28 protein-coding genes are annotated in these 23,499 nt (G+C 74.4%); 13 read left to right on the top strand and 15 right to left on the bottom strand.

Annotated elements, in window-relative coordinates:
• The first annotated feature begins 116 nt into the window (after positions 1-116).
• On the top strand, positions 117-752 hold the full coding sequence (locus AB0O29_RS15720) for a TetR/AcrR family transcriptional regulator (RefSeq protein ID WP_365151869.1): 636 nt from the start codon (positions 117-119) through the stop codon (positions 750-752).
• Positions 753-814: 62 nt separating this feature from the next.
• Here AB0O29_RS15720 and AB0O29_RS15715 read toward each other — a convergent pair whose 3' ends face one another.
• Positions 815-1,306 carry a cupin domain-containing protein gene (locus AB0O29_RS15715; RefSeq protein WP_365151867.1) on the bottom strand — a complete coding sequence of 164 codons (492 nt, stop codon included), beginning with the start codon at positions 1,304-1,306 and terminating at the stop codon, positions 815-817.
• A 91-nt stretch (positions 1,307-1,397) separates the two neighbouring features.
• Entirely contained in the window at positions 1,398-3,449 is a 2,052-nt protein-coding gene (gene ligA / locus AB0O29_RS15710; protein WP_365151865.1) for an NAD-dependent DNA ligase LigA, read from the bottom strand.
• Positions 3,450-3,673: 224 nt separating this feature from the next.
• On the opposite strand from ligA, the gene AB0O29_RS15705 reads away from it, so the two are divergent.
• Positions 3,674-4,015, top strand: a complete 342-nt coding sequence (locus tag AB0O29_RS15705; protein WP_365151863.1) for a HopJ type III effector protein — start codon at positions 3,674-3,676, stop codon at positions 4,013-4,015.
• 122 nt (positions 4,016-4,137) lie between these two features.
• The gene (locus tag AB0O29_RS15700; protein WP_365151861.1) at positions 4,138-6,726 is read left to right on the top strand and encodes a polysaccharide lyase family 8 super-sandwich domain-containing protein; all 2,589 of its coding nucleotides are present in this window, start codon (positions 4,138-4,140) and stop codon (positions 6,724-6,726) included.
• On the opposite strand, the gene AB0O29_RS15695 is transcribed toward AB0O29_RS15700, so the two are convergent.
• The 3 genes from AB0O29_RS15695 to AB0O29_RS15685 all read right to left on the bottom strand — a co-directional run bounded on the left by AB0O29_RS15695 (position 6,678) and on the right by AB0O29_RS15685 (position 8,878).
• The gene (locus AB0O29_RS15695) at positions 6,678-7,667 is read right to left on the bottom strand and encodes a DMT family transporter (protein WP_365151859.1); all 990 of its coding nucleotides are present in this window, start codon (positions 7,665-7,667) and stop codon (positions 6,678-6,680) included. The two genes, AB0O29_RS15700 and AB0O29_RS15695, sit on opposite strands and share 49 nt — an antisense overlap.
• Positions 7,668-7,743: 76 nt before the next feature.
• Positions 7,744-8,478 (bottom strand): helix-turn-helix domain-containing protein, encoded by a 735-nt coding sequence (locus AB0O29_RS15690; protein WP_365151857.1) that lies wholly within the window; start codon positions 8,476-8,478, stop codon positions 7,744-7,746.
• Positions 8,479-8,680: 202 nt separating this feature from the next.
• Positions 8,681-8,878, bottom strand: a complete 198-nt coding sequence (locus AB0O29_RS15685) for a hypothetical protein (protein ID WP_365151855.1) — start codon at positions 8,876-8,878, stop codon at positions 8,681-8,683.
• A gap of 47 nt (positions 8,879-8,925) precedes the next feature.
• Between AB0O29_RS15685 and AB0O29_RS15680 the strand changes: the two genes are divergently transcribed.
• The 3 genes from AB0O29_RS15680 to AB0O29_RS15670 all read left to right on the top strand — a co-directional run bounded on the left by AB0O29_RS15680 (position 8,926) and on the right by AB0O29_RS15670 (position 11,549).
• Positions 8,926-9,279: a hypothetical protein gene (locus tag AB0O29_RS15680; RefSeq protein ID WP_365151853.1), complete on the top strand. Its 354-nt coding sequence runs from the start codon at positions 8,926-8,928 to the stop codon at positions 9,277-9,279.
• A 194-nt stretch (positions 9,280-9,473) separates the two neighbouring features.
• On the top strand, positions 9,474-10,847 hold the full coding sequence (locus AB0O29_RS15675) for a deoxyribodipyrimidine photo-lyase (protein WP_365151851.1): 1,374 nt from the start codon (positions 9,474-9,476) through the stop codon (positions 10,845-10,847).
• Between the two features lie 126 nt (positions 10,848-10,973).
• Positions 10,974-11,549 (top strand): sigma-70 family RNA polymerase sigma factor, encoded by a 576-nt coding sequence (locus AB0O29_RS15670; RefSeq protein WP_365151849.1) that lies wholly within the window; start codon positions 10,974-10,976, stop codon positions 11,547-11,549.
• Here AB0O29_RS15670 and AB0O29_RS15665 read toward each other — a convergent pair.
• Together AB0O29_RS15665 and AB0O29_RS15660 are read right to left on the bottom strand one after the other, a co-directional pair.
• Positions 11,540-12,490 (bottom strand): MerR family transcriptional regulator, encoded by a 951-nt coding sequence (locus AB0O29_RS15665; RefSeq protein WP_365151847.1) that lies wholly within the window; start codon positions 12,488-12,490, stop codon positions 11,540-11,542. The genes AB0O29_RS15670 and AB0O29_RS15665 overlap by 10 nt on opposite strands.
• 41 nt (positions 12,491-12,531) lie before the next feature.
• Positions 12,532-13,140: a TetR family transcriptional regulator gene (locus tag AB0O29_RS15660; protein ID WP_365151845.1), complete on the bottom strand. Its 609-nt coding sequence runs from the start codon at positions 13,138-13,140 to the stop codon at positions 12,532-12,534.
• Positions 13,141-13,250: 110 nt separating this feature from the next.
• On the opposite strand from AB0O29_RS15660, the gene AB0O29_RS15655 reads away from it, so the two are divergent.
• Positions 13,251-14,444: a cytochrome P450 gene (locus AB0O29_RS15655; RefSeq protein WP_365151843.1), complete on the top strand. Its 1,194-nt coding sequence runs from the start codon at positions 13,251-13,253 to the stop codon at positions 14,442-14,444.
• 5 nt (positions 14,445-14,449) lie between these two features.
• Entirely contained in the window at positions 14,450-14,668 is a 219-nt protein-coding gene (locus tag AB0O29_RS15650; protein WP_365151841.1) for a ferredoxin, read from the top strand.
• A gap of 10 nt (positions 14,669-14,678) precedes the next feature.
• On the opposite strand, the gene AB0O29_RS15645 is transcribed toward AB0O29_RS15650, so the two are convergent.
• Both AB0O29_RS15645 and AB0O29_RS15640 read right to left on the bottom strand, forming a co-directional pair.
• A complete protein-coding gene (locus tag AB0O29_RS15645) occupies positions 14,679-15,527 on the bottom strand; it encodes an MOSC domain-containing protein (protein WP_365151839.1) in 849 nt (282 codons plus the stop codon).
• A 40-nt stretch (positions 15,528-15,567) separates the two neighbouring features.
• A complete protein-coding gene (locus tag AB0O29_RS15640) occupies positions 15,568-16,440 on the bottom strand; it encodes a hypothetical protein (RefSeq protein WP_365151837.1) in 873 nt (290 codons plus the stop codon).
• Between the two features lie 308 nt (positions 16,441-16,748).
• Here AB0O29_RS15640 and AB0O29_RS15635 point away from each other — a divergent pair, with 308 nt between their 5' ends.
• Positions 16,749-17,105, top strand: coding sequence for a hypothetical protein (locus AB0O29_RS15635; protein WP_365151835.1), 357 nt, complete (start codon positions 16,749-16,751; stop codon positions 17,103-17,105).
• A 173-nt stretch (positions 17,106-17,278) separates the two neighbouring features.
• A complete protein-coding gene (locus tag AB0O29_RS15630) occupies positions 17,279-18,277 on the top strand; it encodes a glycerophosphodiester phosphodiesterase family protein (protein ID WP_365151833.1) in 999 nt (332 codons plus the stop codon).
• An 84-nt stretch (positions 18,278-18,361) separates the two neighbouring features.
• Here AB0O29_RS15630 and AB0O29_RS15625 read toward each other — a convergent pair whose 3' ends face one another.
• The 4 genes from AB0O29_RS15625 to AB0O29_RS15610 form a co-directional block, all read right to left on the bottom strand.
• On the bottom strand, positions 18,362-18,571 hold the full coding sequence (locus AB0O29_RS15625) for a hypothetical protein (RefSeq protein WP_365151831.1): 210 nt from the start codon (positions 18,569-18,571) through the stop codon (positions 18,362-18,364).
• Positions 18,572-18,629: 58 nt separating this feature from the next.
• A complete protein-coding gene (locus tag AB0O29_RS15620) occupies positions 18,630-18,887 on the bottom strand; it encodes a helix-turn-helix transcriptional regulator (protein WP_365151829.1) in 258 nt (85 codons plus the stop codon).
• Positions 18,887-19,372 (bottom strand): DUF2975 domain-containing protein, encoded by a 486-nt coding sequence (locus AB0O29_RS15615; protein WP_365151827.1) that lies wholly within the window; start codon positions 19,370-19,372, stop codon positions 18,887-18,889. The genes AB0O29_RS15620 and AB0O29_RS15615 overlap by 1 nt, the downstream gene beginning before the upstream one ends.
• A gap of 310 nt (positions 19,373-19,682) precedes the next feature.
• On the bottom strand, positions 19,683-20,015 hold the full coding sequence (locus AB0O29_RS15610; protein WP_365151825.1) for a hypothetical protein: 333 nt from the start codon (positions 20,013-20,015) through the stop codon (positions 19,683-19,685).
• A 172-nt stretch (positions 20,016-20,187) separates the two neighbouring features.
• Between AB0O29_RS15610 and AB0O29_RS15605 the strand changes: the two genes are divergently transcribed.
• Positions 20,188-20,415 (top strand): hypothetical protein, encoded by a 228-nt coding sequence (locus tag AB0O29_RS15605; protein ID WP_365151823.1) that lies wholly within the window; start codon positions 20,188-20,190, stop codon positions 20,413-20,415.
• A gap of 100 nt (positions 20,416-20,515) precedes the next feature.
• Complete coding sequence (locus AB0O29_RS15600) at positions 20,516-21,388, top strand: AraC family transcriptional regulator (RefSeq protein WP_365151821.1); 873 nt, start codon at positions 20,516-20,518, stop codon at positions 21,386-21,388.
• Between the two features lie 12 nt (positions 21,389-21,400).
• On the opposite strand, the gene AB0O29_RS15595 is transcribed toward AB0O29_RS15600, so the two are convergent.
• Together AB0O29_RS15595 and AB0O29_RS15590 are read right to left on the bottom strand one after the other, a co-directional pair.
• Complete coding sequence (locus tag AB0O29_RS15595; RefSeq protein ID WP_365151820.1) at positions 21,401-21,874, bottom strand: SRPBCC family protein; 474 nt, start codon at positions 21,872-21,874, stop codon at positions 21,401-21,403.
• Between the two features lie 55 nt (positions 21,875-21,929).
• Positions 21,930-22,730, bottom strand: coding sequence for a neocarzinostatin apoprotein domain-containing protein (locus AB0O29_RS15590; protein ID WP_365151818.1), 801 nt, complete (start codon positions 22,728-22,730; stop codon positions 21,930-21,932).
• A 199-nt stretch (positions 22,731-22,929) separates the two neighbouring features.
• On the opposite strand from AB0O29_RS15590, the gene AB0O29_RS15585 reads away from it, so the two are divergent.
• Positions 22,930-23,493 carry a dihydrofolate reductase family protein gene (locus AB0O29_RS15585; protein WP_365151816.1) on the top strand — a complete coding sequence of 188 codons (564 nt, stop codon included), beginning with the start codon at positions 22,930-22,932 and terminating at the stop codon, positions 23,491-23,493.
• Positions 23,494-23,499: the final 6 nt, after the last annotated feature.

Raw genomic sequence — 23,499 nt, 5'->3', positions numbered from 1 at the left:
GACGATCGTCAAGAGATTGTTGGACGCTCGTCCAGATTTTCTTGGACGCTTGTCAAGACGGCGGTGTTGGCTAAACTGCGACCTCACAGTGCCCATGCGGAGGGGGAAGCGGCACGATGGCCGTTGCCGACCGGCAGGGCGAGCGCATCACGCGCCGTCAGGTCGACAAGTTCGAGGAGCGGCGCCGCGAACTGGCCGGCGCCGCGCTGCAGACGCTCTCCGAGCTGGGGTACGCGCGCACCAGCCTGCGCGAGATCGCCCAGAACTCCTCGTTCTCGCACGGCGTGCTGCACTACTACTTCCGCGACAAGGTCGACCTGATCACCTACTGCGTACGGCAGTACAAGGCCGACTGCGTCCGCCGCTACGACCGGATCGTCACCGACAGCGACACCGCCGGGGACCTGCGGGCGGGCTTCACGGCGGGGCTCGCCGAGACGCTGGTGGAGGACGCCGCCGTGCACCGGCTCTGGTACGACCTGCGCTCCCAGGCGCTGTTCGAGGAGTCGTTCCGCGCGGACGTCCTGGAGATCGACGCGACGCTCCAGGACATGATCTGGCGGATCGTCACCCGCTACGCGGAACTCTCCGACGCACGGGTCTCCCCCTCACCGGCCGCGACGTACGCGATGCTGGACGGCCTCTTCCAGCAGCAGCTTCTGCACCACCTGGCGGGGGACGAGGAGGCCCGCACCCGACTCGCCCACGACGCGGGAACCCTGCTGGCCCTGGCGGTGCCGGAGGGCGGCTGAGACCGGGGCCGGGTGAGGGGCCGGCGCTCCCGCCCCTCCCGGCCACGGCCGTACGGGGTGGGCTACTCGACGAAGAACGAGTCGTGCCGGACGAAGAACTCCGTCCGCTCCTCGTCCGAGGCGTCCGCGAGGGCGGCGAGGCCCTCGAAGTACGCCTCGCGCGGAGCACCCGGGGCGAAGATCATCAGCATCTCGGCCGGGGCGTCGGAGTCGTTGCGGAAGGCGTGCAGGCCGCCCTGCGGCACGAAGAGGAAGTCGCCCTTCTCCGCGTCGACCCAGTCCTTCCCGTCGAACACCCGGACGGTGCCGTCGAGGATGAAGAAGGACTCCGACATGGCCTTGTGGAAGTGCGGCTTGGGACCGCCGGCGTGCGCGCTCATCTCCACCCGGTAGAGGCCGTACTCGCCCCGCGTGGACTCCTTGGTGGCCAGGTAGTGGATCGCGTCGCCACCGGCGGTCCCGAGCTCGGGCGGAGTCCCGGCGGTCCGGAAGACTGCGCTGGCCTCCCCCTCCTCGCGGTGGTACACCTGCTCCGGATACTGCGGATACGACATGGGGTTCCTCCCCCGCTCCGTAACGCCCGCCGGACGGCGGACACCTTGATCAACACCGCCCGCCACCCGGTATTCCTACGCCCGGCGACGGCTAGGGGGCGGGGAGGAACTCCGCTACGAGGGTGGCGAGTTCCTCCGGGGTGAGGATGCGGATGCCCAGTTCCTCGGCCTTGGTGCGCTTCGAGCCCGCCTTCTCGCCCGCCACCAGGAGGGTCGTGCGCTTGGACACCGACGACGAGGCCTTGCCGCCGGCCCGTTCGATCAGCTCGTTCATCTCGTTCCGGGACAGCTCCGCGAGGGGGCCCGTCATCGAGCCGGTCACCACGACGGCCTCGCCGGCCAGCGGGCCGCCCGTCGCCGCGGCCGGGGTCTCGGCGTCGGCCGGGGCGGCCACCGGCTTCTGCGGGTCGGTGATCTGCGTGCCGACCCGCTGGGCCTGGAGCTTGTCGAGGAGCGGGGCGAGTTCGACGAGTTCGGCCGCGATGACGCGGGCCTTCTCGGTGCCGATGCCGTCGACCTCCGCCAGCGCGTCCGCGTCGGCGGCCCGGATCGCCGCCATGGAGCCGAAGTACGCGGCGATACGGCGGGACATCGTGCGCCCGGTGCCGCGGACGCCGAGGGCGCAGAACACGCGGTTCAGCGCGGCCCCGCGGGCGGTCTCGATCGCGGCCAGGAGGTTGGCGGCGCTGGTCTCGCCCATCCGCTCCAGGGCGAGGAGCTGCTCGCGGGTGAGGGTGAACAGGTCCGCGATGTCCTTGACCAGGCCCGCCTCCACCAGCTGGATCGCCCGCGTGCCGCCGAGGCCCTCGATGTCGAGCTGGTCCCGGCCGGCCGCGTAGATCACCGAGGCGACGGCCTGGCAGCTCCGGCCGCGCACGCACCGCCACCGCTGCTCCGAGGTGTCGATCGCGTCGCCGCAGCGGGGACACGCCTCGGGGAAGACGATCGGGCTCTCGGCGCCGGTGCGCTGGTCGGCGAGCGGTGCCTCGACCCGGGGGATGACGTCGCCGGCCCGGTAGACGAACACCTGGTCGCCGACCATGAGCCCGCGGCGGGTGATGTCGGACGGGTTGTGCAGCGTGGCGTAGGTGACCGTCACCCCGTCGATGACCACGGGCTCCAGGACGGCGCGCGGGGCGATGATCCCGGTCCGGCCGACGTTCCACTCGACCGCCAGCAGACGCGTCACCTTGTGCTCCGCCGCCAGCTTGCGGGCCACCGCCCATCTCGGGGCGCGCGAGCCGTTGCCGGCCTGCCGCTGGTCCTCGGCGTCGTCGGCCTTGACGACGACGCCGTCGATCCCGAAGGGCAGTTCACCGCGCAGGCCCGCGATCACGTCGATGCGCTCCTGTGCCTGCTCCAGGGTCTCGCACCGCATCGGGGCGGCGGCCGTGCTCGCGGCCGTGTTCGCGCCGAGCGCGGCCAGCCGCTCCAGCAGGGCGAGGTGGCCGAGGCCGTCCGGGCCGATCGCGCTGTAGGCGAAGAAGGTGAGCTCGATCCGGTACGGGCGGTCCTTGGCCCGCAGGGTGCCGGCCGCGCCGCTGCGCGGGTGCGCGAAGGGCGCGGCCTCGTGGGCGAGCCGGATCCGGTTGGCCTCCTCGAACTGGGCGGTCGTCAGGAGCACCTCGCCGCGCAGCTCGATGTCGACCGGTTCGGTGAGTACCGGGGGCAGACCGAGGACGGCGTCGGCGGCGTGGGTGATGTCCTCGCCGGCCAGGCCGTCACCGCGGGTGAGGAGCCGGACGAGCTTTCCGGCCTGGTAGCGGGCGGCCACCGCGAGGCCGTCGAGCTTGGGCTCCACGCACCATCCGGCCACGGGGCGCCCCAGACGCCGTTCCAGTCCGGCGGCCCACTCGGCGAGCTCGTCGGCGTCGAAGACGTTGTCGAGGGAGAGCATCGCCGCCGAGTGCGGCACGTCGCCCTGCACGGCCCCGCCCGCCACCTTGCCGGTGGGCGACTCGGCCAGCACCTCGTCGGGGTGGGCCTCCTCGTAGGCCGCGATGGCGCGGAGCAGCCCGTCGTACTCGTCGTCGCCGAGCGGGGTGGTCCCGTCTCCGTAGTACGCGGCCGACGCCGCCAGGGCGGTGGTCACGGCCTCGGCGTAGGCGGCGGGAGAGAGCGTCGGGGCACTGTTTTCGGTCATGAAGGTCATCATGCTGCCCGGCACTGACAACGCGGCCGCCTGCCGCGCCCCGTCCCGCCCCGGCACGCGTCCGGGCCTTGGGGAGCCGCCCGGGCATCCGTCGTGACCTGCGAAGACGTCGCCCGTCCGCGATGTGGCACGTTCCCGCCGCCGGGCTTGGAGGGGGGTACTGTCGTCCGGTCACGGACGGCAGTCGGCCGTCCGTCCAACCCAGGGGAACCGACATGACTGATCTGAACTCGCTGCGGGCGAGCCTGGCGTCGGGCGGGCACGAGTTCGCCGACACCCTGGCCTTCATCGCCGCGCACTACGAGTACCGGCCGCAGGCGTTCCGCAACGGGGCGCTGGAGAACGCCGCGGGCGAGAACGAGGGTTCCTGCAAGACCCTGGGTCTGGCCCTGCTGGAGGGCCTGAGCGACCAGGAGGCGCTGCTGGCCTTCGGCGAGCACTACCGCAAGGTGGTGGCGACGCCGGAGGACACCGACCACGGCAACATCCGCAACCTCGTGGCCCACGGCCTGGCCGGTGTGAGCTTCGCCGGACAGCCGCTGGTCCGCAAGGGCTGAACAGCCCCCTTCGGGGTGACGCCGGTCCTTCCCCCGCGCGTGCCGGCCGGGATGCGGCGGGTGGGCGTGGTGGGGTGGGCCGGCGGGGCGGGGTGGTGGTTCTCGGTCGGGTGGAGGCGCCGGTGGACGTCACGCGCAGGCGGCTGCTGAGCGCCCTTTCCGCCGCCGGCGTCGCGCCCGTCCTGCCGGGGCGGACCGAGGCTTCCGCGGCGGGTGCGGACGCCCCGTGCGCACGGCTGCTGGCCAATCTGGCCGGCCTGCTCGCCGGCACCGCCGCCTCCAACCGCCGTCCCGAGACCCGCGGGCTGCTCGACGGTTTCGCCCGGGCGGCGCGGCGCGATCTCGCCGCCATGGACGGGGCCCGGGGCCCGGAACTGTTCGCCGGGCTGCCGCTGGGGGATTCCGAGGCGCGGCTGGAGGAGTCGTACCGCAGGCTCTTCGGGATCGCCCTGGCCACCCGCGTGCCCGGCCGCCGGGAGTTCGCGGCCCCGTCCGAGGCGGCGGCCGTACGGCTGCGCGTGCTCGACGGGCTCGTCCGCCTGTACGAAGAACACTACGGCGAGCGGGCCCGGCCCAGCTACGGCAACTGGTTCACGTGGGAGATCGGCATCCCCCGGCACGCCGGCCGGACCCTGGCCCTGCTCGCCCCGGAGGCCGCCGCACACCGCCCCGGGCTGCCGGCGGCGTACGTCGCGGCGATGGACCGGCGGCTGGAGCACGGCGTCGGCGGCGACGTGGACCTGGACTCGCGGTTCCACACCGCCGCCAACCTCGCCGACATCACCACCAACCGCATGGTGCAGGGCGCCCTCCTCGGCGACCCCGCCCGGATCCGCAAGGCCGTCGCCGACCAGCTGACGGTGTTCGCGCCCCTCGACCCGTACGCCCCGAGGCACGGCGTCACCGACGGCTTCCACCGCGACGGTTCGTTCGTGCAGCACGGTTCCGTCGCCTCCACCGGCTCCTACGGCACGGCGCTGCTCACCCGTGTCGTGGAGGCGCTGGGGCTCCTCGACGGGACGGGCCTGGGGCCGGGTCCGGAGGCGGTGGCGACGGTGGCGGGCTGGATCCGGGACGGCTTCGCCCCGCTGGTCTTCGAGGGGTGGCTCACGGAGACCGTCACGGGCCGGGCCCTCACCCGGCCCCAGGGCGGCTACGCCACCACCCGCGTACTGTGCGAGGCCGTGCTGGGACTGTCCGCCCTCGCCTCGGGCGCCCCGGCGCAGGCGCTCCGGGCCTACGCCAAGCATCTGGGCGCCTCCTGCCGGGTCGACGGCGACCCGGCCGCCTTCGCCTCGCCCCTCGCCTTCGCCCGATACGCCGGCCTCCTCGCCGACCCCTCGGTGCGGGCGGCGGACCTGGCGCCCAGGCGCGGCAGCTTCGCCTTCAACGCCATGGACCGCACCGTCCACCGCCGCCCCGGCCACGCCTTCGTGCTGGCCCGCAGCTCGACGAGGACCAGCAAGTACGAGTACCTCAACGGCGAGAACCTCATGCCGTGGTTCCAGGGTGACGGGGCGCACCGCCTGTACCTGTCCGGCGAGGACCAGGGCCCCGGCCACGGCCTCGGCCACTACGCCACCGTCTCCCCCTACGGCCTGCCCGGGGTGAGCGCCCCGGTGGAGCGGCGGCGGACGGTGCCCGAGCTGTACGGCGGGGCCCTGTACTACGACGACCCCTCGCACGCCCTGGCGTTCACGGCCTCCTCCGCGTCGCAGAACGCCTACGTGTACTTCCCGCGCGGCACCGCGGCCTGGTCGGGCGGGACGGTGCTCGGCGCGTACGGGGTGGCGGGACTGGTGCAGAGCGACGACGCGGCGTTCCGGGACCGGGCGCTGCTGCCGTCCGGCTTCGCCGTGTACCGCGACGCGACGTCGACGAAGTCGTGGTTCCTGTTCGACGAGGAGATCGTGGTGCTGGCGGCGGACGTCGGGGACCGCGCCGGGCGGGCGGTGACGACGACGGTCGACGCCCGCACGGCGGATCCGGCCGACCGGATCCTCCTCACCGGCGCCACCCGCGACGGCCGCCCTTACGGGGGACCGGCGGCGGGGCCGGCCGCGTGCGACCTGCGCTGGCTGCGGCACGCGAACCCGGCCCGGGGCACGGCGGTCGGCTACCTGTTCCTGGACTCGCCGCCCGTACGGGTCACCCTGGGCCCGGTCACCGGCAGCCCGCGGACCCTGCGCCTGGCGAACCCGGACGGCCCGGTCACCCGCCGGGTGTTCACGGCGGCCTTCGATGTTCCGGCGGGCGCGCCGCCGCTGTGCGCGGCGTGGGCGCTGGTGCCGAACGCGGACGAGGACCGCATGCGCGGCTACGGGAGGCGGGGCGGGCCCCTCCGGGTCCTGGCCAACACCGCCCGCCTCCAGGCGGTGGCGCACACCGGCCTCGGGCTGCTCGCCGCCAACTGCTTCGCCCCCGGAGCGCACGGGACCGCCGCCCTGCGCCTGGACGGACCGGCCTCGGTCATCGTCGCGTACCGGCCGGCGGACGCGGAGCCGGGCACCGTACGGGTCGCGGTGTCCGACCCGACCACCGAGCGGGCCGCCGTGCGCCTGCTGCTGCCGGGCCGGTGGCTGCGGCCGGTGGGCGGGGACCCGCGGGTGCGCGTCCGCCCGGCCCGGACGGGCACCCGCCTGGAGGTGGACACCCGCCGGGCCTACGGCCGGACCTTCACCGTCACCCTCCGGCCCGGCGGGCGCCCCTGAGGTGCCGCCCGGCCCATGCCCGCACCCCGAACGGTCGCCCCGACGGCCCCGCGGGGGCGGCGGCGGGAGACGGCCACCCCGGTCAGGCACAGCAGACCGCCCAGCAGGGTCAGCCAGGCCGGCACCTCGCCGAGGAGGACCCAGCTCAGGGCGACGACGACGGCCGGTACGGCGTAGGTGGTCGCGCCCAGCCTCCCGGCGGGCATCCGCGCGAGGGCGTAGGTCCAGGCGGTGAAGGCGAGGGCGGTCGGCACCACGCCCAGGTAGACCATGTTCAGGGTCGCGGGGAGCGGGGCCCGGGGGATCTCGGCGACCAGCCGCCCGGTGAAGGGCAGGCACGCCACGGCTCCGGTGAGGCAGCTGAAGGTGGTGATCTGCAGGGGCGTCCCGAACGAGAGCGCGGGCTTCTGCGCGACGACGCCCGTCACGTACGCGACCGCCGCGAGCAGGCACAGGGCCACCCCGAGCAGGGAGGTCGCGCCGTCGCCGCCGGAGGACATGGACAGGCCGACGACCACGGCCCCGGCGAAGGAGACGGCCATGCCCGTGAGCAGTCCCGGCGGCAGGGCCTCGCCGAGCAGGCGCGCCGCGAGGAGCGCCATCAGGATCGGTCCGGTGTTCACGAGCAGGGAGGCGGTGCCGGCGTCGACGAGGCGCTCGCCCCAGTTCAGCGCGACGGTGTAGCCGGCGAACCAGACGAGTCCGGAGACCAGGATGCCGCGCCGGGCGCCGCGCGGGGGCAGGCCCTCGCGGCGCAGGAGGAGGAGCGTCACGAGGGTCAGCGAGGCGGCGAGCAGCCTGCCGAGGGCGAGGGCCCCGGGCGAGTAGGCGGCTCCCGCGCTGCGGATGGAGACGAAGGCGGACGCCCAGGCGAGCACCGTGAAGCAGACGGCGCCGCCGGTGAGGAGGCCGGGCGGCAGGGCACGCTGAGGTGTCTTCATGGCTCCGACCCTACACCCAACACTTCGGCATTCGCCGAAGTATTTCGCCTGCAACTTCGCGGGGTGAGGCCCTCCGCTAGCCCCAGGCCCGCGCAGTGAGCCCCAGCAGCTCCCCGAAGGCCGCCTCCCCCGCCTCCGTCACCAGCAGCCCCCGGCCGCCGCCCTCCGGGCGGGCCACCCACCCCTCGCCCAGGGCCCGCGCGCACAGCCGTGCCCCGACGAGGCCGCCCAGGTGGCGGCGGCGCTCGGTCCAGTCCAGGCAGGAGCTCACGAGCGGCCGCCGGCCCGCGGCGGCCGCGTCGACGCCCGCCCGGCGGCACCAGTCGAGTCCGGCGCCGGTCAGCTCGAAGACCGCGTCCGTGCGCAGCAGCCCCCGTTCCCCCATCGCGTCCGTGACCGCCATGCCGAGCCGGCCCGCGAAGTGGTCGTAGCAGGTGCGGGCCCGGGCCAGCGGATCGGGCGCGGCCACCACCGGCACGGTGTGCGCCGCGTCCCGGCCCGGGACGGCGTAGGAGGCCAGTTCGTCCACCAGGCGGGCGGTGGCGGCGTCGGCGATGCGCACGTAGCTGTGGCGCCCCTGCCGTTCCGTCACGCAGATCCCCGCGTCGAGGAGCCGGGTCAGGTGCCCGCTGACGGTGGAGGGGGCGACCCCGGTGATCCGGGCCAGCTCGCCGGCGGTCCAGGCGCGGCCCTCCAGCAGGGTCATGCAGATGGCGGCCCGGGTCTCGTCGGCCAGGGCCGCGGCCAGCGAGGCGAGCCGGGCGGCGGGAGCCGGGGAATCCGCCGGTCCGGGTGCGGAGGTGTGATCCATGCTTCCAGAGTGCCTCATCATTTCGGCATCTGGCGAATGATCGGTACCCGGGCTTCACCACGGATTCGCCGAGTTTCACGGTCTACGTCAAGGGCGCGCCGGCCTACGACACCTACAGCTACACGGGTACGCCCAACCAGCCGTCGGACACCGGACTGCACGCGTCGCCGGCCGCGAGCGGGCGTCCGGCGACGATCAGCCACTACCTGGTCTGCGGGAAGCCGGCCTCCTCCGTCGTGCCTCCCGGGTCGTGCGAGGCGTCGGGGCCGCTCTCCGCGTACGTCCACGGCACCGACGTCACCGCGTACGTCCCCAAGGGCGCGTGCACCAGGCCGCAGTTCTTCGAACACCCCGTGACGACGGACGGGGAACTCGACTCGGCCGCCGAGGACTGCTCCACCGGGATCATCCTGGCCCCCGCGGAGTTCAGCGGCCTCGGCGGCGTCGGTGGCGCAGGGAACCCACACCGGTGTGATCACCGGCGAGTTCGGCGGGGACGCCCTGACGGCCGTGGCCCTGCCGACGGCCTCGGGCGCCGGAGCGACCCCGGCCATCGGCAACTGGGTCACCTGCGAGACCGGCGGCGGGTTCCAGATGGGACTGGACCCGCACACGCTGATCGCGTACCAGTCCCCCAACGGCGGGCACGCCATCGCCCTCATGGTCAATGACGGGGCGACCCGGATGGTCGCGGTGGACCTGACCAGGATGCTCGACGGCACGACGGTCCCGGCGACGGGCAACGTCCGCGACGGCGGGACCCTTCCCGCGACCGTCCAGACCTTCATCGCCCTGCCGTGACCGGCGCGGGATGGACCGTCCGGGCGAGCCGAGGAGACCGTGGGGACGTGCGACCCCCACGGTCTCGTCTTCTTTTCACCGCCCGGCCGGTGCATCCGCCGGAGGGGACCGGACGGAAGGGTCCGTGTCAGTCGACCTGACGCCGCCGGCACCGTCAGGTGAGTGCCCGGCGGCCGATCGCCCGGGAGTGGCCCATGACCGTCGCCGTCGTCCTGTTCACGTCCGATCTGCGGGTGCACGACCACCCGCCGCTGCGCGCCGCGCTGGAGGGCGGCGGGGAGGTCGTGCCGCTGTTCGTGCGCGACCCGGCCGTGGACCGGGCCGGCTTCGCCGCGCCCAACCGGCTGGCCTTCCTCGCCGACTGCCTCGCCGACCTGCACGCGTCCCTGCGCTCCCTCGGCGGCCGGCTCGTCCTGCGCACGGGCGGGACGGTGGCCGAGGTGTGCCGGGTGGTGCGGGAGACCGACGCCTCCGAGGTGCACGTGGCGGCCGGGTACTCGGCGTTCGCCCGGGCCCGGGAGACCCGGCTGCGGCGCGCGCTGGAGGCGCAGGGGTGCCGGCTGCGCGTCCACGACGCCGTGAACACGGTGGTACCCCCGGGCGCGGTCGCGCCCCAGGGATCCGGCCACTTCTCCGTCTTCACCCCCTACTTCAGGCGCTGGAGCGACGAACCGCCGCGCACTCCCTGGCCCGCTCCCCGGGCGCTGCGGGTCCCGTCCGGGCTGGGGTCGCAGGACGTCCCGAGCCGCTCGGAGGTGTCCGGTGTGTCGGCGGGGCTGGCCACCGGGGGTGAGGGGCAGGGGCGCGCGGCCCTGCGGTCCTGGCTGTCGGAGCACGTCGGGAGCTACGAGGAGCGGCACGACGACCTGGCGGGGGACGTCACCTCCCGGCTCTCGGCGCACCTGCACTTCGGCACGCTGTCGGCGTCCGAGGTGGTGTTCCGCGCCCGCGGCCACCAGGGGCCCGGCGCCTCGGCGTTCGTCCGCCAGGTGTGCTGGCGGGACTTCCACCAGCAGGTGCTCGCCGCCCGTCCCGAGAGCGCGCTGGAGGACTACCGCCCGCGCGGTGACCGGTGGCGGCGCGGCAAGGAGGCGGAGGAGGACCTGCAGGCCTGGCGGGAGGGCAGAACGGGGTACCCGGTGGTCGACGCGGCCATGCGCCAGCTCGCCCACGAGGGGTGGATGCACAACCGCGGCCGGCTCATCACCGCCTCCTTCCTGGCCAAGACCCTCTACGTCGACTGGCGTGAGGGCGCCCGCCACTTCCTGGACCTGCTGGTGGACGGCGACGTGGCGAACAACCAGCTCAACTGGCAGTGGGTGGCCGGCACCGGGACGGACTCCCGGCCCAACCGGGTCCTCAACCCGGTCCTGCAGGGCCGCCGTTACGACCCGGACGGGGCGTACGTCCGGCGCTGGGTGCCCGAGCTCGCCGGGCTCCGCGGCGCGGCGGTCCACGAACCCTGGCGCCTGACCGGGCTGGAGCGGGCGGCCTACGACTACCCGGATCCGCTGATCACCCTCGCGGACGGGCTGGCCCGCTTCCGGTCGGCCCGGCAGGGCGACTGATCCGCCGGGCCCGGCGAATCGCTGCGCGAACGCTGCGAGTTGATGCGCCCGCCGCGGGCCCCTGAAGCTGATCGCGTCGCGTTCCGCCCGGCTCCGCCGGGGCGCGGCGCACCGAGGGGGAGTTCCATGGCAGCGCCGACGCAGGGTGGCGTCTCCGACGCGGCGATCGCCTCGCTGCTCGTCGAGGACGACGAGCGGTGGCTCCCGCTCGCCCACCGGCGCTGGAGCCCCCTCGTCCACGCGCACGCCTGCCGCGCCCTGGGCGACTGGCGGGAGGCGGAGGACGTCGCCCAGCAGGTGTTCGTGGCGGCGTGGCGCGGGCGGTCCGGGTTCCGCCCGGACCGCGGCACGCTGCCGGCCTGGCTCCTGGGGATCGCCCGGCGCAAGACGGCGGACGCGCTCAGCGCGCGGACCCGGCGCAGGCAGGCCGTGGCCGGCGCGGCCGCCCTCGCGGCGCGGGACACGGCCGAGGGGCCCGAGCGGGCCGTCGAGCGGCTCGTGGTCGCCCGTGAGCTCTCCCTCCTGCCCCCGGTCCAGCGCGAGGTGCTGGCCCTGACCTATTACGCGGACCTCACCCAGGTCCAGATCGCCGCCCGCACCGGGATGCCGCTGGGCACGGTCAAGAGCCACGCCCGCCGGGGCATGCGCAGCCTGAGGCAGCGCGCGGCCGCCGCCACCGGGGAGGTCTCCGGTCACGCGTAGCGGGCGGCGATCAGCTCCAGGGCCTCGCGCAGCCCGTGGGGGCGGCTGAGGCCCGCGGTCACGGCCCGTGCGGTCCAGCCGGGGCCCGCGAGCAGGACCAGGGGCGTGGTCCGCGCGCCCCTGAGGCCGAAGGCGGTGGCCGCCGTGTGCCGGGCCAGGGCGCCGTCCGCGGTCGCACGGGACTGGGACCACAGCACGACCGCCGCCGGACCCGACCGGCGCACCGCCGCCTCCAGGGCCTCGGCGGGCACCGCCGCGCCGAACATCCGGGCCGGCAGGCCGCGTTCGGCGAGCGCCGCCGCCAGCGCCTCCAGCGCGAGCGTGTGCTGCTCCCCCGGCAGGCAGGCCAGCACCACCGGCGCCGCCCCGCTCGCCCCGGCGGGCGGGGCGGCGACCGCCGCCCGCCTGAGCGCGGTCGACACGTGCCAGGACAGCAGGTGCTCCACCGCCACGAACCGGTCGTCGGTGGCCTGCCAGGTGCGGCCCACCGCGTGGAGCGTCGGCACCATCACCTCCTCCCAGGCGGCCACCAGCCCCCGGGCCTGCACCGCCTCCCGCAGCAGGGCCTCCATCGCGGGGCCGTCGAGCCGTACGGCCGCCCGCGCCAGCCCCCGGGACTCCCGGCGGACCCCGCCGAGGGCCGGCCCGCCGCCCGGAACCGGCATCTCGCCCGGAGGCACGGCGGGTACGTCCGCGCCGGCGCGGGGGCGGGAGGCCAGGGCGGTCCGGGCCGCTTCGGCGGGCGGGACGCCCGAGGAGGTGAGCCGGCACATCTCCTCCAGCATCGCCACGTCCTGCGGCCCCCACCGCCGGTGCCGGCCGTCCTCGCGCACGGCGGGACCGATCCCGTAGCGCTGCTCCCAGGAGCGCACCGTGGTCGGCGAGACGCCCAGCCGCCGCGCCACCGCACCGGTCGAGACGCCGGGGGCGGCTTCGGACATGCCGGCCATCGTACGGTGCGCGTCCCGCCCGTCCCGCGCGCTCAGCCCGCCTCCGGACCGGGCGGGGGCGGGGACGGGAGGGTCCAGAAGCGGTCCATGGTGGTCAGGACCAGCCGGCACACCGTCTCCGGGTCGGCGCTGGCGAGGGGTTCGCGGGCGGCGACCGTCCGCATCAGGCCGATGCCCAGCAGCCACGCCATGGCCAGATCCGCGCGCAGGGCGCCGTCCGGCGAGGGGGTGAGGCCCGCGAGGACCTTCTGGTACTCGCCGCCCAGCTCCCGCAGGGTCCCCGTCGCCTCGTCCCCCCGGCCCACCGACCGCAGGTACACCTCCAGGGAGCGGTCGGCCCCCGAGCCGCTGCGGGTGAGCATCGAGCGCAGGGCCGTCTCGAAGAGGTCCTCGGGCGCGGTCGCGTGCAGCTGTTCCAGGCTGCCCCGGGCCACGACCTCGGTGAGCAGCCCGTCCTTGGAGCCGAAGTAGCGGAACAGGAGCGCCTGGTTGGCGCCGGCCCGCTCGGCTATGGCCCTGACCGTGGTGCGTTCGTAGCCCCGCTCGGCGAAGAGCTCGGCGGCTGCGTCGAGCAGCCGCCGCCGGGTGGCGGCGGCGTTGCGGGGGCGTTCCGCGGGCTGTGCTTCGGGGGGTGCGTCCACGCTGTCGGTCCTCTCGGAAGGCCCGTCAGGATAACGGCCACAAAGCGTCGTTGACCGGCCGGATGGCCCGTCCTAGGTTGTAAGCAGCTGCTTACACACCAGGAGCCGACATGACGACCTCAGGGACCGCCCCCGTCGCCTATCCCTTCAACACCGCCGAGGGACTCCAGCTCGCCGAGGAGTACGAGCGCGTCCGCGACCGGCCCGGCCTGTTACGCGTGCGGATGCCGTACGGCGAGCCCGCCTGGCTGGTCACCCGGTACGCGGACGCCCGCCTCGTGCTCGGCGACGCCCGGTTCAGCCGTGCGCAGGGCGCCGCGCACGACGAGCCCCGCCAGTCCGAGGGCCGCACCGACAGCGGCATCCTCGGCATGGACCCGCCCGACCACACCCGGCTGCGCTCGCTGGTGGCCAAGGCCTTCACCGTCCGGCAGGTGGAGCGGCTCCGCCCCCAGGTGCGGGCGCTGACCGCCGAACTGCTCGACGGCCTGGAGGAGGCCGGCCCGCCGGTCGACCTCGTCGACCGCTTCGCGCTGCCGCTCCCGGTGGCCGTGATCTGCCGCATGCTGGGCGTACCCGTCGAGGACCGGCCGCGGTTCCGGGTGTGGAGCGACGCGGCGCTGTCGACCAGCTCGCTCACGGCCGAGGAGTTCGAGGCCAACCTCGAAGAGCTGCGGGCCTACATGGCCGGGCTGATCGAACTGCACCGCCGCGACCCCCGGGACGACCTGATGACGGCGCTGATCGAGGCCCGCGACGGGGACGGAGACCGCCTCTCCGAGCTGGAGCTCGTCGACCTGTGCGTGGCGGTGCTGGTGGCCGGGCACGAGACCACGGCCTCCCAGATCCCCAACTTCGTCCTCACCCTGCTCGACCATCCCGAACAGCTCGCGCTGCTGCGCCGGGACCCCTCCCTGATCGCCCCGGCGGTGGAGGAGCTGCTGCGCTTCGTGCCGCTGGGCAGCGGGGCGGGCCAGGCCCGCTACGCCACCGAGGACGTCGAGGTCGGCGGCACCCTCGTCCGGGCCGGGGACCCGCTGCTCGTCGCGATGGGCGCCGCCAACCGCGACGCGCTGCGCTTCAGCGCGCCCGGGGTCCTCGACATCCGGCGCGCCGCCAACCAGCACCTCGGTTTCGGCCACGGCGTCCACCACTGCCTGGGGGCCCCGCTGGCCCGGATGGAACTCCAGGAGGCCCTCGGGGCGCTGCTGGCGCGCTTCCCCGGGCTGAGGCTCGCCGGGGACCTCACCTGGAAGACCGAGATGCTGGTGCGCGGGCCGCGCGTCATGCCGATCGGGTGGTGAGCGGCGTGACGTGGACCGTACGGGTCGACGCCGGGCTGTGCCTGGGCTCGGGCATCTGCGCGGGCACGGCCCCCGAGGTGTTCGTCCTGGAGGAGGACCGCGCCCGGCCGCTCGCCGAGCGGGTCGCCGCGCGGGAACGGATCCTGGAGGCCGCCGACATGTGTCCGGCGCAGGCCATCACGGTGCACGACGGCACCGCCGTGATCGGCCCCCGCCCCGACTGACCGCTCGGTGTCAGGACGGCCCGGGGTGGACGGTCACCGCGTCGCCGGTCCGGACCTCGCCGGGCTCCAGCACCTCCAGGTAGACGCCGACGCAGGAGAGCCGGCCGAGGTGGAGCACCGGCACCCGGTGTTCGCGGGCCACGGTGCGCATGATGCCCGGGTCGGCGGGGAGTTCGCCGTGGGCCAGGTTCGGGACGGCGCAGCGGGGGGTGGGCACGGTGACCCGGAACAGGGCCCGGCCGATCCGCAGCGTGCCGCCCGTCCAGCCGTCCTCGGGGAACCCGGGGCCGCCGGGGAGGTCGACCACCAGGTTGGGCCGGAAGCGCCGGGGGTCGAAGTCGCCGCCGGGGTGGGTCCCCCGGAGCCGGCGCAGGCTGTTGGCGGTGACGAGGTGGACCCGGCCGAAGTCGAAGAAGGTCCCGGCGGCGACCCGTCCGGCCGTGATCTCCTCCCCCGTCCCGTCGACGGAGGCGCTCGCGCGCAGGGCCTCGGGGAGCCCGCCCTCGTAGGCGGGGACGGCCCGTTCGAGGAGCCCGCTCCCGGTCGGCTCGTCCGAGACGCGGACGGGCCGGTCCAGCAGGCCGGAGAGGCGCTCGTCCAGTTCCGCCGACCCGGCCCGCAGCACGTCGCCGCCGGGCAGTTCCACCTTGGCCTCCCCCGGGCCGGCCGAGCCGCTCCGGCAGTGCAGCAGGCGGCCCCACTTGCGCGGGTGCTTGGCGCTGCCGACGGCGCCCGCCCCGTCCAGGACCGCGAAGGCCCGGTCCCCGTCGAGCCCTCCCTCGGTGACGCGGACGCTCGTGAGCGCCTCGCCGAGCATCGACTTCACCGGATACCTGCGCACCGCCACCAGAGTTCCCATGGGGGGATTATCCGATGGGCTTCCGGCCCGGGGGAGGTGGTCAGTTCGCGCAGTTCGCGACGGGGACGTCGCCGCCGGCGCAGTTGGTGGGCTGGTTGCCCCTGACGAGGGTGGTCGTGAGCGTGACGCTCCCGCCCGTGTTGAGGACGCCGCCGGGGGCGACGGCGGCGGTGTTGGCGTTGACGATGGTGGAGGTGACCGTCGTCGTGCCGCCGCCGACGTTGGCGACGCCGCCGGCCCGGTGGGCGGTGTTCTCGTTGACGATGCTGCGCGTGATGGCCAGGCTGCCGTCGTTCGCGGCCGCGCCGCCGACGCCGCCGACGGCGGTGTTGCCGATGATCCGGCTCGTGGAGATGGTCATGGTGCCGTCGTTGGCGACGCCGCCGCCGTTGACGTTGGCGGTGTTGTTCGTGATGGCGCTGTTCTCGATCGTGGTGGTGGAGCCGGTGCCGCCGCCGATCCCGCCCGAGAAGTTGGCGTGGTTGCCGCGGATGGTGCTGCCGGTCACCTTGAGCGTGCCGCGGTTGGCGATGCCGCCGCCGAAGTCGGGTGCGTCGCCGTTGGTGACGACGGCGCCGGCGAGCGTGAGGCTGCCGCCCGGGGCGACGGCGAGGATGCCGAAGGAGGGGGCCGTGGCGGCGCGGGTGAGGGTGCTGTGGCGGGCGTTGACGGTGATCGTGCCGGTGACGGCCGGCAGCGGGGTGGTGAGGGTGTAGACGCACCCCGGCGCCAGCAGCAGGTCGCCGCCGGAGCCGTTGGCGGTGGTGATGGCGGCGGCCAGGGCGGCCGGGCTGCACGGGACGTTCGTGGCCGCCGACGCGGGGGCGGCGGTGGCCACGACGGTCAGGACGGCGCCGGTGCACAGGGCCTGGGCGATGAGCACCGATGCGGTGCGGGTGCGTGCGGGGAACATGGGCGGTCGGCTCCTTCGGGTCCCGGACTCGCGGAGGTGCCCCGGGCGGCGACGGTGATGCCTGCCCGTTCCGGGCCCCGTCGGCCACCGCCCGGGCCGCGCACTCCCCTCGGACGGGGTACCCGCTGTGCGCCCGACAGCGGACAGCCGGCACCGAGCGTGAGGCTCGGGCCGGGCCTGCGGGCCGTACGGGTGACGGCGGGGGACGCACGGGGGCGTGCGGCGAGGCGGATCGATTCGGCGCGGCACGCCCCTTCTAGGGTCGGGCCCGCACCAGCCTTGATCATCATCTTCGGAAGGGATCCCCCATGAAGCTGCGCAGCACCCTGGGCGCCTGCCTCGGCGCCGTCACCCTGGTCCTGTCCATGACCGGCTCGGCCCAGGCCGCCGAGGGCTACTTCCACTACAAGTACGTCGACGGCTGGGGCCAGGAGCGGGTCGTCACGCTGCACGACCCGCAGAGCGGCCACTGCATCAACCTCCACGCCGTCGGCGACGACGACGAGGTGCCCGGCTACGGACCGCACAACCAGACCGACACCCCGGTGACCGTCTACCTCGGCGCGAGCTGCAAGGGCGCCAGCTGGCGGCTGAAGGCCAACGGCAATCCGGCCAAGGACACCCTCGAGGTCCGCTCCGTCCGCTTCGGGGACCCGGTGAAGTAGCCCGCGCCGGCGGACGCCCCGCCCGTGAGGACCACGGGCGGGGCCGTCCGACTCACCGGGCCGGGGCGGCGGCCGCCCGAGGCCGAACTTCGTTCATCGTGCACGCATCACGTGCCACCATGTGGGCTGCGGACGAACCGTCCGTTCAGCACTGTGAGTTGAAGGAGTGCCTCTTGACCACCGACCTCAGGCGCGGTGCCACCCCCCGGTTCTTACTCTCCCTGGTCGCGGCACTCTGCGCGATCATCGCGACCGGCACGCTCGGCGCCGCGCCCGCCGCGGCCGCCGCGGCCGCCGACCAGCGGCACCCGGTCTACGCCATCGCGCACCGCGTCGACACCCTGGCCGGCGTGGACGCCGCGCTGAAGCACGGCGCCAACGCCATCGAGATCGACGTGTGCGCCTGGTGGAACCCGAACGAGTGGCGGGCCTACCACGACTGCTCCTCGGCCGGCGACAACCGGCTGGGTCCGAGCTTCGATTCCATGATCGACCGCATCCTCTCCCAGGCCGGCGCCGGACACCGGCTCTCGCTGGTCTGGCTGGACATCAAGGACCCGAACTACTGCGGCGAGCAGGAGAACCGCGGCTGCGCCGTCGCCGGACTGCGCGACAAGGCGCAGCGGCTGACGGCGGCCGGGATCCAGGTGCTCTACGGGTTCTTCGAGTACCACGGCGGCAGCACCCCGGACGTCGGCGGCCGGGGCTGGAAGAGCCTGGAGGGCAGGCTCGGCGGCCTGGAGGGCATCACGACGACCGGGACCCGCGACCAGGTCCAGGGCGCGTTCAACCGCTCCGGATCCGGATTCCCGGCCGGCCGCCGGGTGATGGACTACGGCGACACCGACATCACCAATGGCTTCGGCAACTGCACGGAGGCCACCTACAACACGTGCGCCGAGCTGAAGAAGGGCGCCGGGGACCGTGACGCCGGACGGCTCGCGGCGACGTTCTCCTGGACCACCACGTACAACGACCCGTGGTACGTGGACAAACTGCTGGGCGACGGGCGCGTGGACGGCATCATCGCGGGCTACGGCGCCTTCACCGGAGTGCGCGAGTACGACGACACCTGGCAGTGCGCCAACGCCGTCGGCCTCGTCCGCGACTGGGTGGGCCGGCACTCCGGCACGCACCGCATGGCCGTTCCGGGCGACCGCCTGTTCCGCTGACCCCGGACGTACGGCCCGGGAACGCGGTCCGGGCGGCCCCCTCGTGACGGGGGCCGCCCGGACCGCCTCGCCGACCCGGACCGCTCAGTCGAGGTACAGCGCCCAGACGGGGGTGGGGTACGGCCGGAACGCGCAGCTGTACGGGAGCCCCTTGGCCTCCCCCGCCGCCCGGCATTCCGCCTCGGTCCAGAAGTAGCCGACGGGCCTGCGCCCCGCCGGGCCCGCGGCCGTGGCGCCGTCCGCGACGAGCGCGTTCCCCGGGCCCGGAGCGGTCAGTACGTCACTCTCACCCATGGTGTTCCCCTCTGCCGATCGAGGTGCTCCTGTCCCGGGTGAGCCTCTCGCGAAGCGCTCAGCGCCCGGTGGTGGACGGGTCGAGCCCGGCCTGAGCGCCGGCCTCCGCGTCCTCGGGCTCCCAGCGCAGGAGGTCGCCGGGCTGGCATTCGAGCACCTCGCAGAGCGCGGCGAGCGTCGCGAAGCGCACGGCCTTGGCGCGGCCGTTCTTCAGGACCGCCAGGTTGGCGGGGGTGATCCCCACCCGGTCCGCCAGCTCGCCCACGGACATCTTCCGCCGGGCCAGCATCACGTCGATGTCGACGGCGATCGGCATCAGATCACCTCGTCCAGCTCGGCCCGCATCCGCGACGCCTCGACGTCGCGCGCGACGGCCTGGGAGAGCAGCATCCGCAGCACGAGCACGATCAGGGCGACCCCCAGGATGGCCAGGCCGATCCCGCCCATGATGACGGTGACGCCCGGATCCTCCCGCTGGCCCGGCGCGTTGACGATCGTGACCGCGAACCACAGCAGCGCCGCGCCCACGATCGCGCCGATCACCCCGTCCACGTACCGGAAGGCGGCGTGGGAGAACACCGTCCCCCGGCGCACCATCGCGACCAGCCGCCATACGCAGACCAGGGCGACCTGGGCCGACACCATGCCCAGCATCGTGATCACGCGGAACGAGGTCAACGGGAGCGACCCGTCCTCCGGATCGGTGGCCAGCGCCCACACCATCCCGCCCTGCACGAGCACGGTACCGGCGAGCACCACCGCGAGCACGGCTCGCAGCGTGTAGATCGTCAGCTTTCCCACAACCCCATCCCTCCATCGACTTACGATGGGAATCTATCGAAATTCGATAGATGGGGCAAGGCGGGCGACGACCCGGCGCTTGACGCGGTTCCCCCACGGGGTGGGCCTGACGCATCCGGAACGGGACAACGGCCGGCCCCGGGGGTTCCCGGGGCCGGCCGCTTCGGTGTGGTGGCTGCGGGCGTACCAGCCGGGGCCGGGGGTGGCCTCGGCCGTGCCGGCCACGCCGAGCGCGAGGGCTCCTGCGGGGCAGAGCCGCACAATGGGTCTGGGCCAATCCGCCGACCGGACCCCGGCCCGGCCCGTCACCTCAGTCGACGACCCGCACCGACTGGGGACCTCCGACGTAGGACACCCCGCGGCCGGGCACCAGCGTGGTGATGAACCGGTCGCAGTTCGTGCCGAGGTAGACGCTCACGTTCTTGTCCGTCTCGTTGGTGACGTTGGTCGCCCGGACCTGGAGGGTGAGACAGACGTGGTCCGGCGGATTGACGATGCCGAAGTCCTGACCGGCGCCGTTGAAATGCCCGATCCGCCCCGTGGCGGCCTGTGCGTTGGTCGCCAGCCCCGTGACCAGCACGGTCGCCGTGCAGACCGCCAGGCCGAGACGGCCGAGACGCGGGAGCGCATGACGGAGAGACATGTGGGGTTCCTCTTCCCTCGGGTGGAACGCGAACCCCTCAACGATCTCCCTCCGCATATCCCCGTGGAACGCCGATGCCTCGAATGCAGCAAGCAAAATCGTTCGCTCGTTCGCCCGTTGGGGAATGGAAGGCGCCGGGTGACCGGGCGCGGCGGCGCGGCGTTGTCCCGGCATGGACGAAGACTTCCTGAACGTGCTCATCGACGCCACCGCCGATACCCGCATCAAGCTGGTGACCGCCGACGAGGCACGCGCGATCATGGTCCTCCTCGGCGCCCTCGAGGACTCCGCCTGCTCCCGCGACGTACGTCTGGCGGCCACCGAGATGCGCTCCCGCCTCTGCTCGCGGCTCGCCACCCCCGGCGATCCCCATCGCCCGGCTCCCGCCGTGAAGGTCTGACGGGCCCGGGGCCGCCACCCGACCGGAGCGGGCACGGGATGTCGGGTGCGGCAGGCTTGTCCCTTCCTAGGTTGGTGGTCGAAAGGGAAGGAGGCCGGAGTTGCTGGATCGGCTCAACCAGGCCATGGAGCACGTCGAGGCGCATCTGGACCGGCACCTGGAGGTGTCGGAGCTGGCGCGGATCACGGTCACGTCGGAGTACCACTTCCGGCGGCTGTTCTCCTCGCTGGCGGGGATGCCGCTGTCGGAGTACGTCCGCCGCCGGCGGCTCACCGTCGCCGCGGCGGAGGTGCTCGCCGGGGAGCCGACCCTGCTGGAGATCGCGGTCCGCTACGGCTACACCTCGGGGGAGGCCTTCGCCCGGGCGTTCCGCGCCGTGCACGGCGTGGGTCCCGGCGAGGCGCGGCGCGGCGGCGCGACGCTCAACGCGCAGCCCCGGCTCTCCTTCCGCCTCACCGTCGAAGGGAACAGCACCATGCGATACCGCATCGTGGAGAAGGAAGCGTTCAAGGTCGTGGGCAGGAAGGTCCGCGTCCCGATCATCTACGAGGGGGTCAACCCGCGGATCGCCGAGCACATCCGGAGCATCCCCGCCGAGACGATGCTGCGGATCGCCGGCCTCTCGGACCAGGACCCGGAGGGGGTCGTGTCGGCGACGGTACGGCTCGACGGGTTCGCGGAGGGCAGTGAGGTCGACTACTACCACGCCGTGGTGAGCAGGGCCGCCGAGCTGCCCGAGGACCTCGACGTGCTGGACTGCCCGGCCGGCACCTGGGCCGTGTTCGAGAACAGCGGCCCGTTCCCGGAGGCGCTGCAGCGGATGTGGGGCGACGTGGCCGCCCAGTGGATGCCGTCGAACCCCTATGAGTACCGTCCGGGGCCGGAGATCCTGCGCACCCGCGCGTCCCGGGAGGACCCGGCGCGGTCCGACGCCCAGCTGTGGGTCCCGGTGACGCGGACCGCCACCGGCTGAGCCGGCCCCGGCTCAGGCCGGGTGGTGGTCGGGTACGGCGCCGAGTTCGACGCCGTGCTCCAGCAGGGCCTTCATCGAGCACAGCACGGTGGTGAAGCCGCCGACGGTGTCGTTGAGCCATCGGACGGCCTCGTCCCCCGAGCCGTGGAAGCCGGTCTCGGTGACCTCGACGAAGGTGGTGTCCGCCGATCGGGGGGTGAAGCGCAGCTCGACGGTGGTCGGCCGTTCCCGGTCGCCCCAGTCGAACCGGATCAGGCGGCCCGCCTCCACCTCCCGGACGCTCACCTCGATGCACACCCCGTACGTCTCCCACTCCCAGCGCAGCCCGGCCCCGGCGGTCATGGGGCCGGTGCTGGCGCTGTACCAGAAGCGGGAGGTGAGGGCCGGGTCGGCGAAGGCCCGGAACGCCTCGTCGGCGGGCCTGCGGACGAGCATGCAGGCGTATGCGGCGGGGGCCTCGGTGAGGTGCAGGTTCTGCATAGTCATGATCATGCGCCTTCGAGGCCCCCGCCGCCCGTCGCCGTTCCGTCCGCCGGCGGCGTCAGCGGCCGGCGGGGGCGCCCGCAGGGGCGAAGCGGACGGGGTGGGACACCGAGCGCGGGCCCCGGACCCGCGTCCCCAGCACCCTCACCTCGCAGCCGGGCGCGACCCGGCAGTCGACCGTGCGCCCGTCGTTGGCGGTGAAGGCGGCCGAGAGGGCGACCTCCTCGTCCAGCCGCCCCTGGTCGTCGGTGGCGGGCGGACGCCCCCGGGTGCGGCAGCCCTCGGCCTCCGCGGTGCCGGCGGCGCACTCCAGGACCACCGAGTGGTACTGCGGTTCGTAGCCGCGCCCGGTGACCCGCACGGACTGCCCGTCCGCCAGTCCCTCGGACGGATCCACCCGGACGGTGGGGGCGGCTTCCAGCGCGCCGTGGGGCCGGAAGGACAGCGGGACGGTGGTGAGGACGGCGCCGGTGTTGTCCGTCAGGGCCAGCCGGCACGGGTGCGCGGCGGTGGCGGTACGGCAGTCGAAGGTGCCCGCTCCGGTGGCGAGCTGTGCGTAGAGCTTCTTCGGCGACACCCCCAGGGTGCCGTCGGGCAGCACGCGGAACTGCCGCCCGGTGTCCTCGTCACAGGCCCCGGCCACCGTGTCCGGGGCGCACATCTCCACCCACACGTACGCCTTGGGCGGACCGCCCTTGACCGAGAACCGGGCGATGTCCCCGTCGAGCAGCCCGGTGGTGCGCTGCACCGCCAGCTGCGGCGCCCCGGGCGCGGCCTCGGCCGCCCCGCTCGCCCCCAGCCCCGCCCCGGCCAGGGCCACCACGAGCCCGGCCCTCCCCAGAACCCCCCACAGCCGCATTCCGCGTCCCCTTCCGTCGTCCGTCGTCCGTCTGCCGTCGTGCCGGTCGGTCGAAGGGATCCTCCTGTCCCCCGGCCGCCCCCACAAGGTCGCGATCGAGCCGCTGCCGCGAGAGCGCGGCGCGGCGGACGCCGGAGTCGCTGCCGGCCCGGGGCCCGCGGCGGCCGTACGGTCGGGGCCTGGAGCGAGGAGGACGTCCATGCGCAGGGTGACCTATTCGATGGGGGTCTCGCTCGACGGCTACATCGTCGGGCCGGACGGCGGGTTCAACTGGTCGGAGCCCGACGAGGAGCTCTTCCGGTTCTACACGGACGAGCTCCGGGGAATCGGCGTCCACCTGATGGGGCGGCGGCTGTACGAGACGATGCTGTACTGGGAGACCGCCGGCCGGGATCCGTCGCTCGGCGCCCCCATGCTCGAGTGGGCCGAGCTGTGGAACCCGCTCCCCAAGGTGGTCTTCTCCACCACCCTGCCGGAGGTGCGCGGGCAGGCCCGGCTGGCCTCGGGCGGGCTGGCGGAGGAGATCGCACAGCTGCGGGCCTCCCCGGATCCCGGCGAGATCGCGATCGGCGGCGCGACCCTGGCCGCCGAGGCGGCCGCGCTGGACCTGATCGACGAGTACCGGCCCAGGGTCCACCCGGTGCTGGTCGGCGGCGGCGTTCCGTTCTTCCCCCGGGAGGCGCGCCGGGTGGACCTGGAACTCATCGGGAGCCGGACCTTCGGCTCACGGGTCGTCTGCCTCGGCTACCGGGTGGTGCGCTGACCCGGG

Source organism: Streptomyces sp. NPDC089915 (assembly GCF_040684675.1).
In the GTDB taxonomy this organism is placed as follows: Bacteria; Actinomycetota; Actinomycetes; order Streptomycetales; family Streptomycetaceae; genus Streptomyces.
The sequence above is the reverse complement of the archived record's forward strand: the minus strand, read 5'-3'. Positions and strand labels throughout refer to the sequence as shown.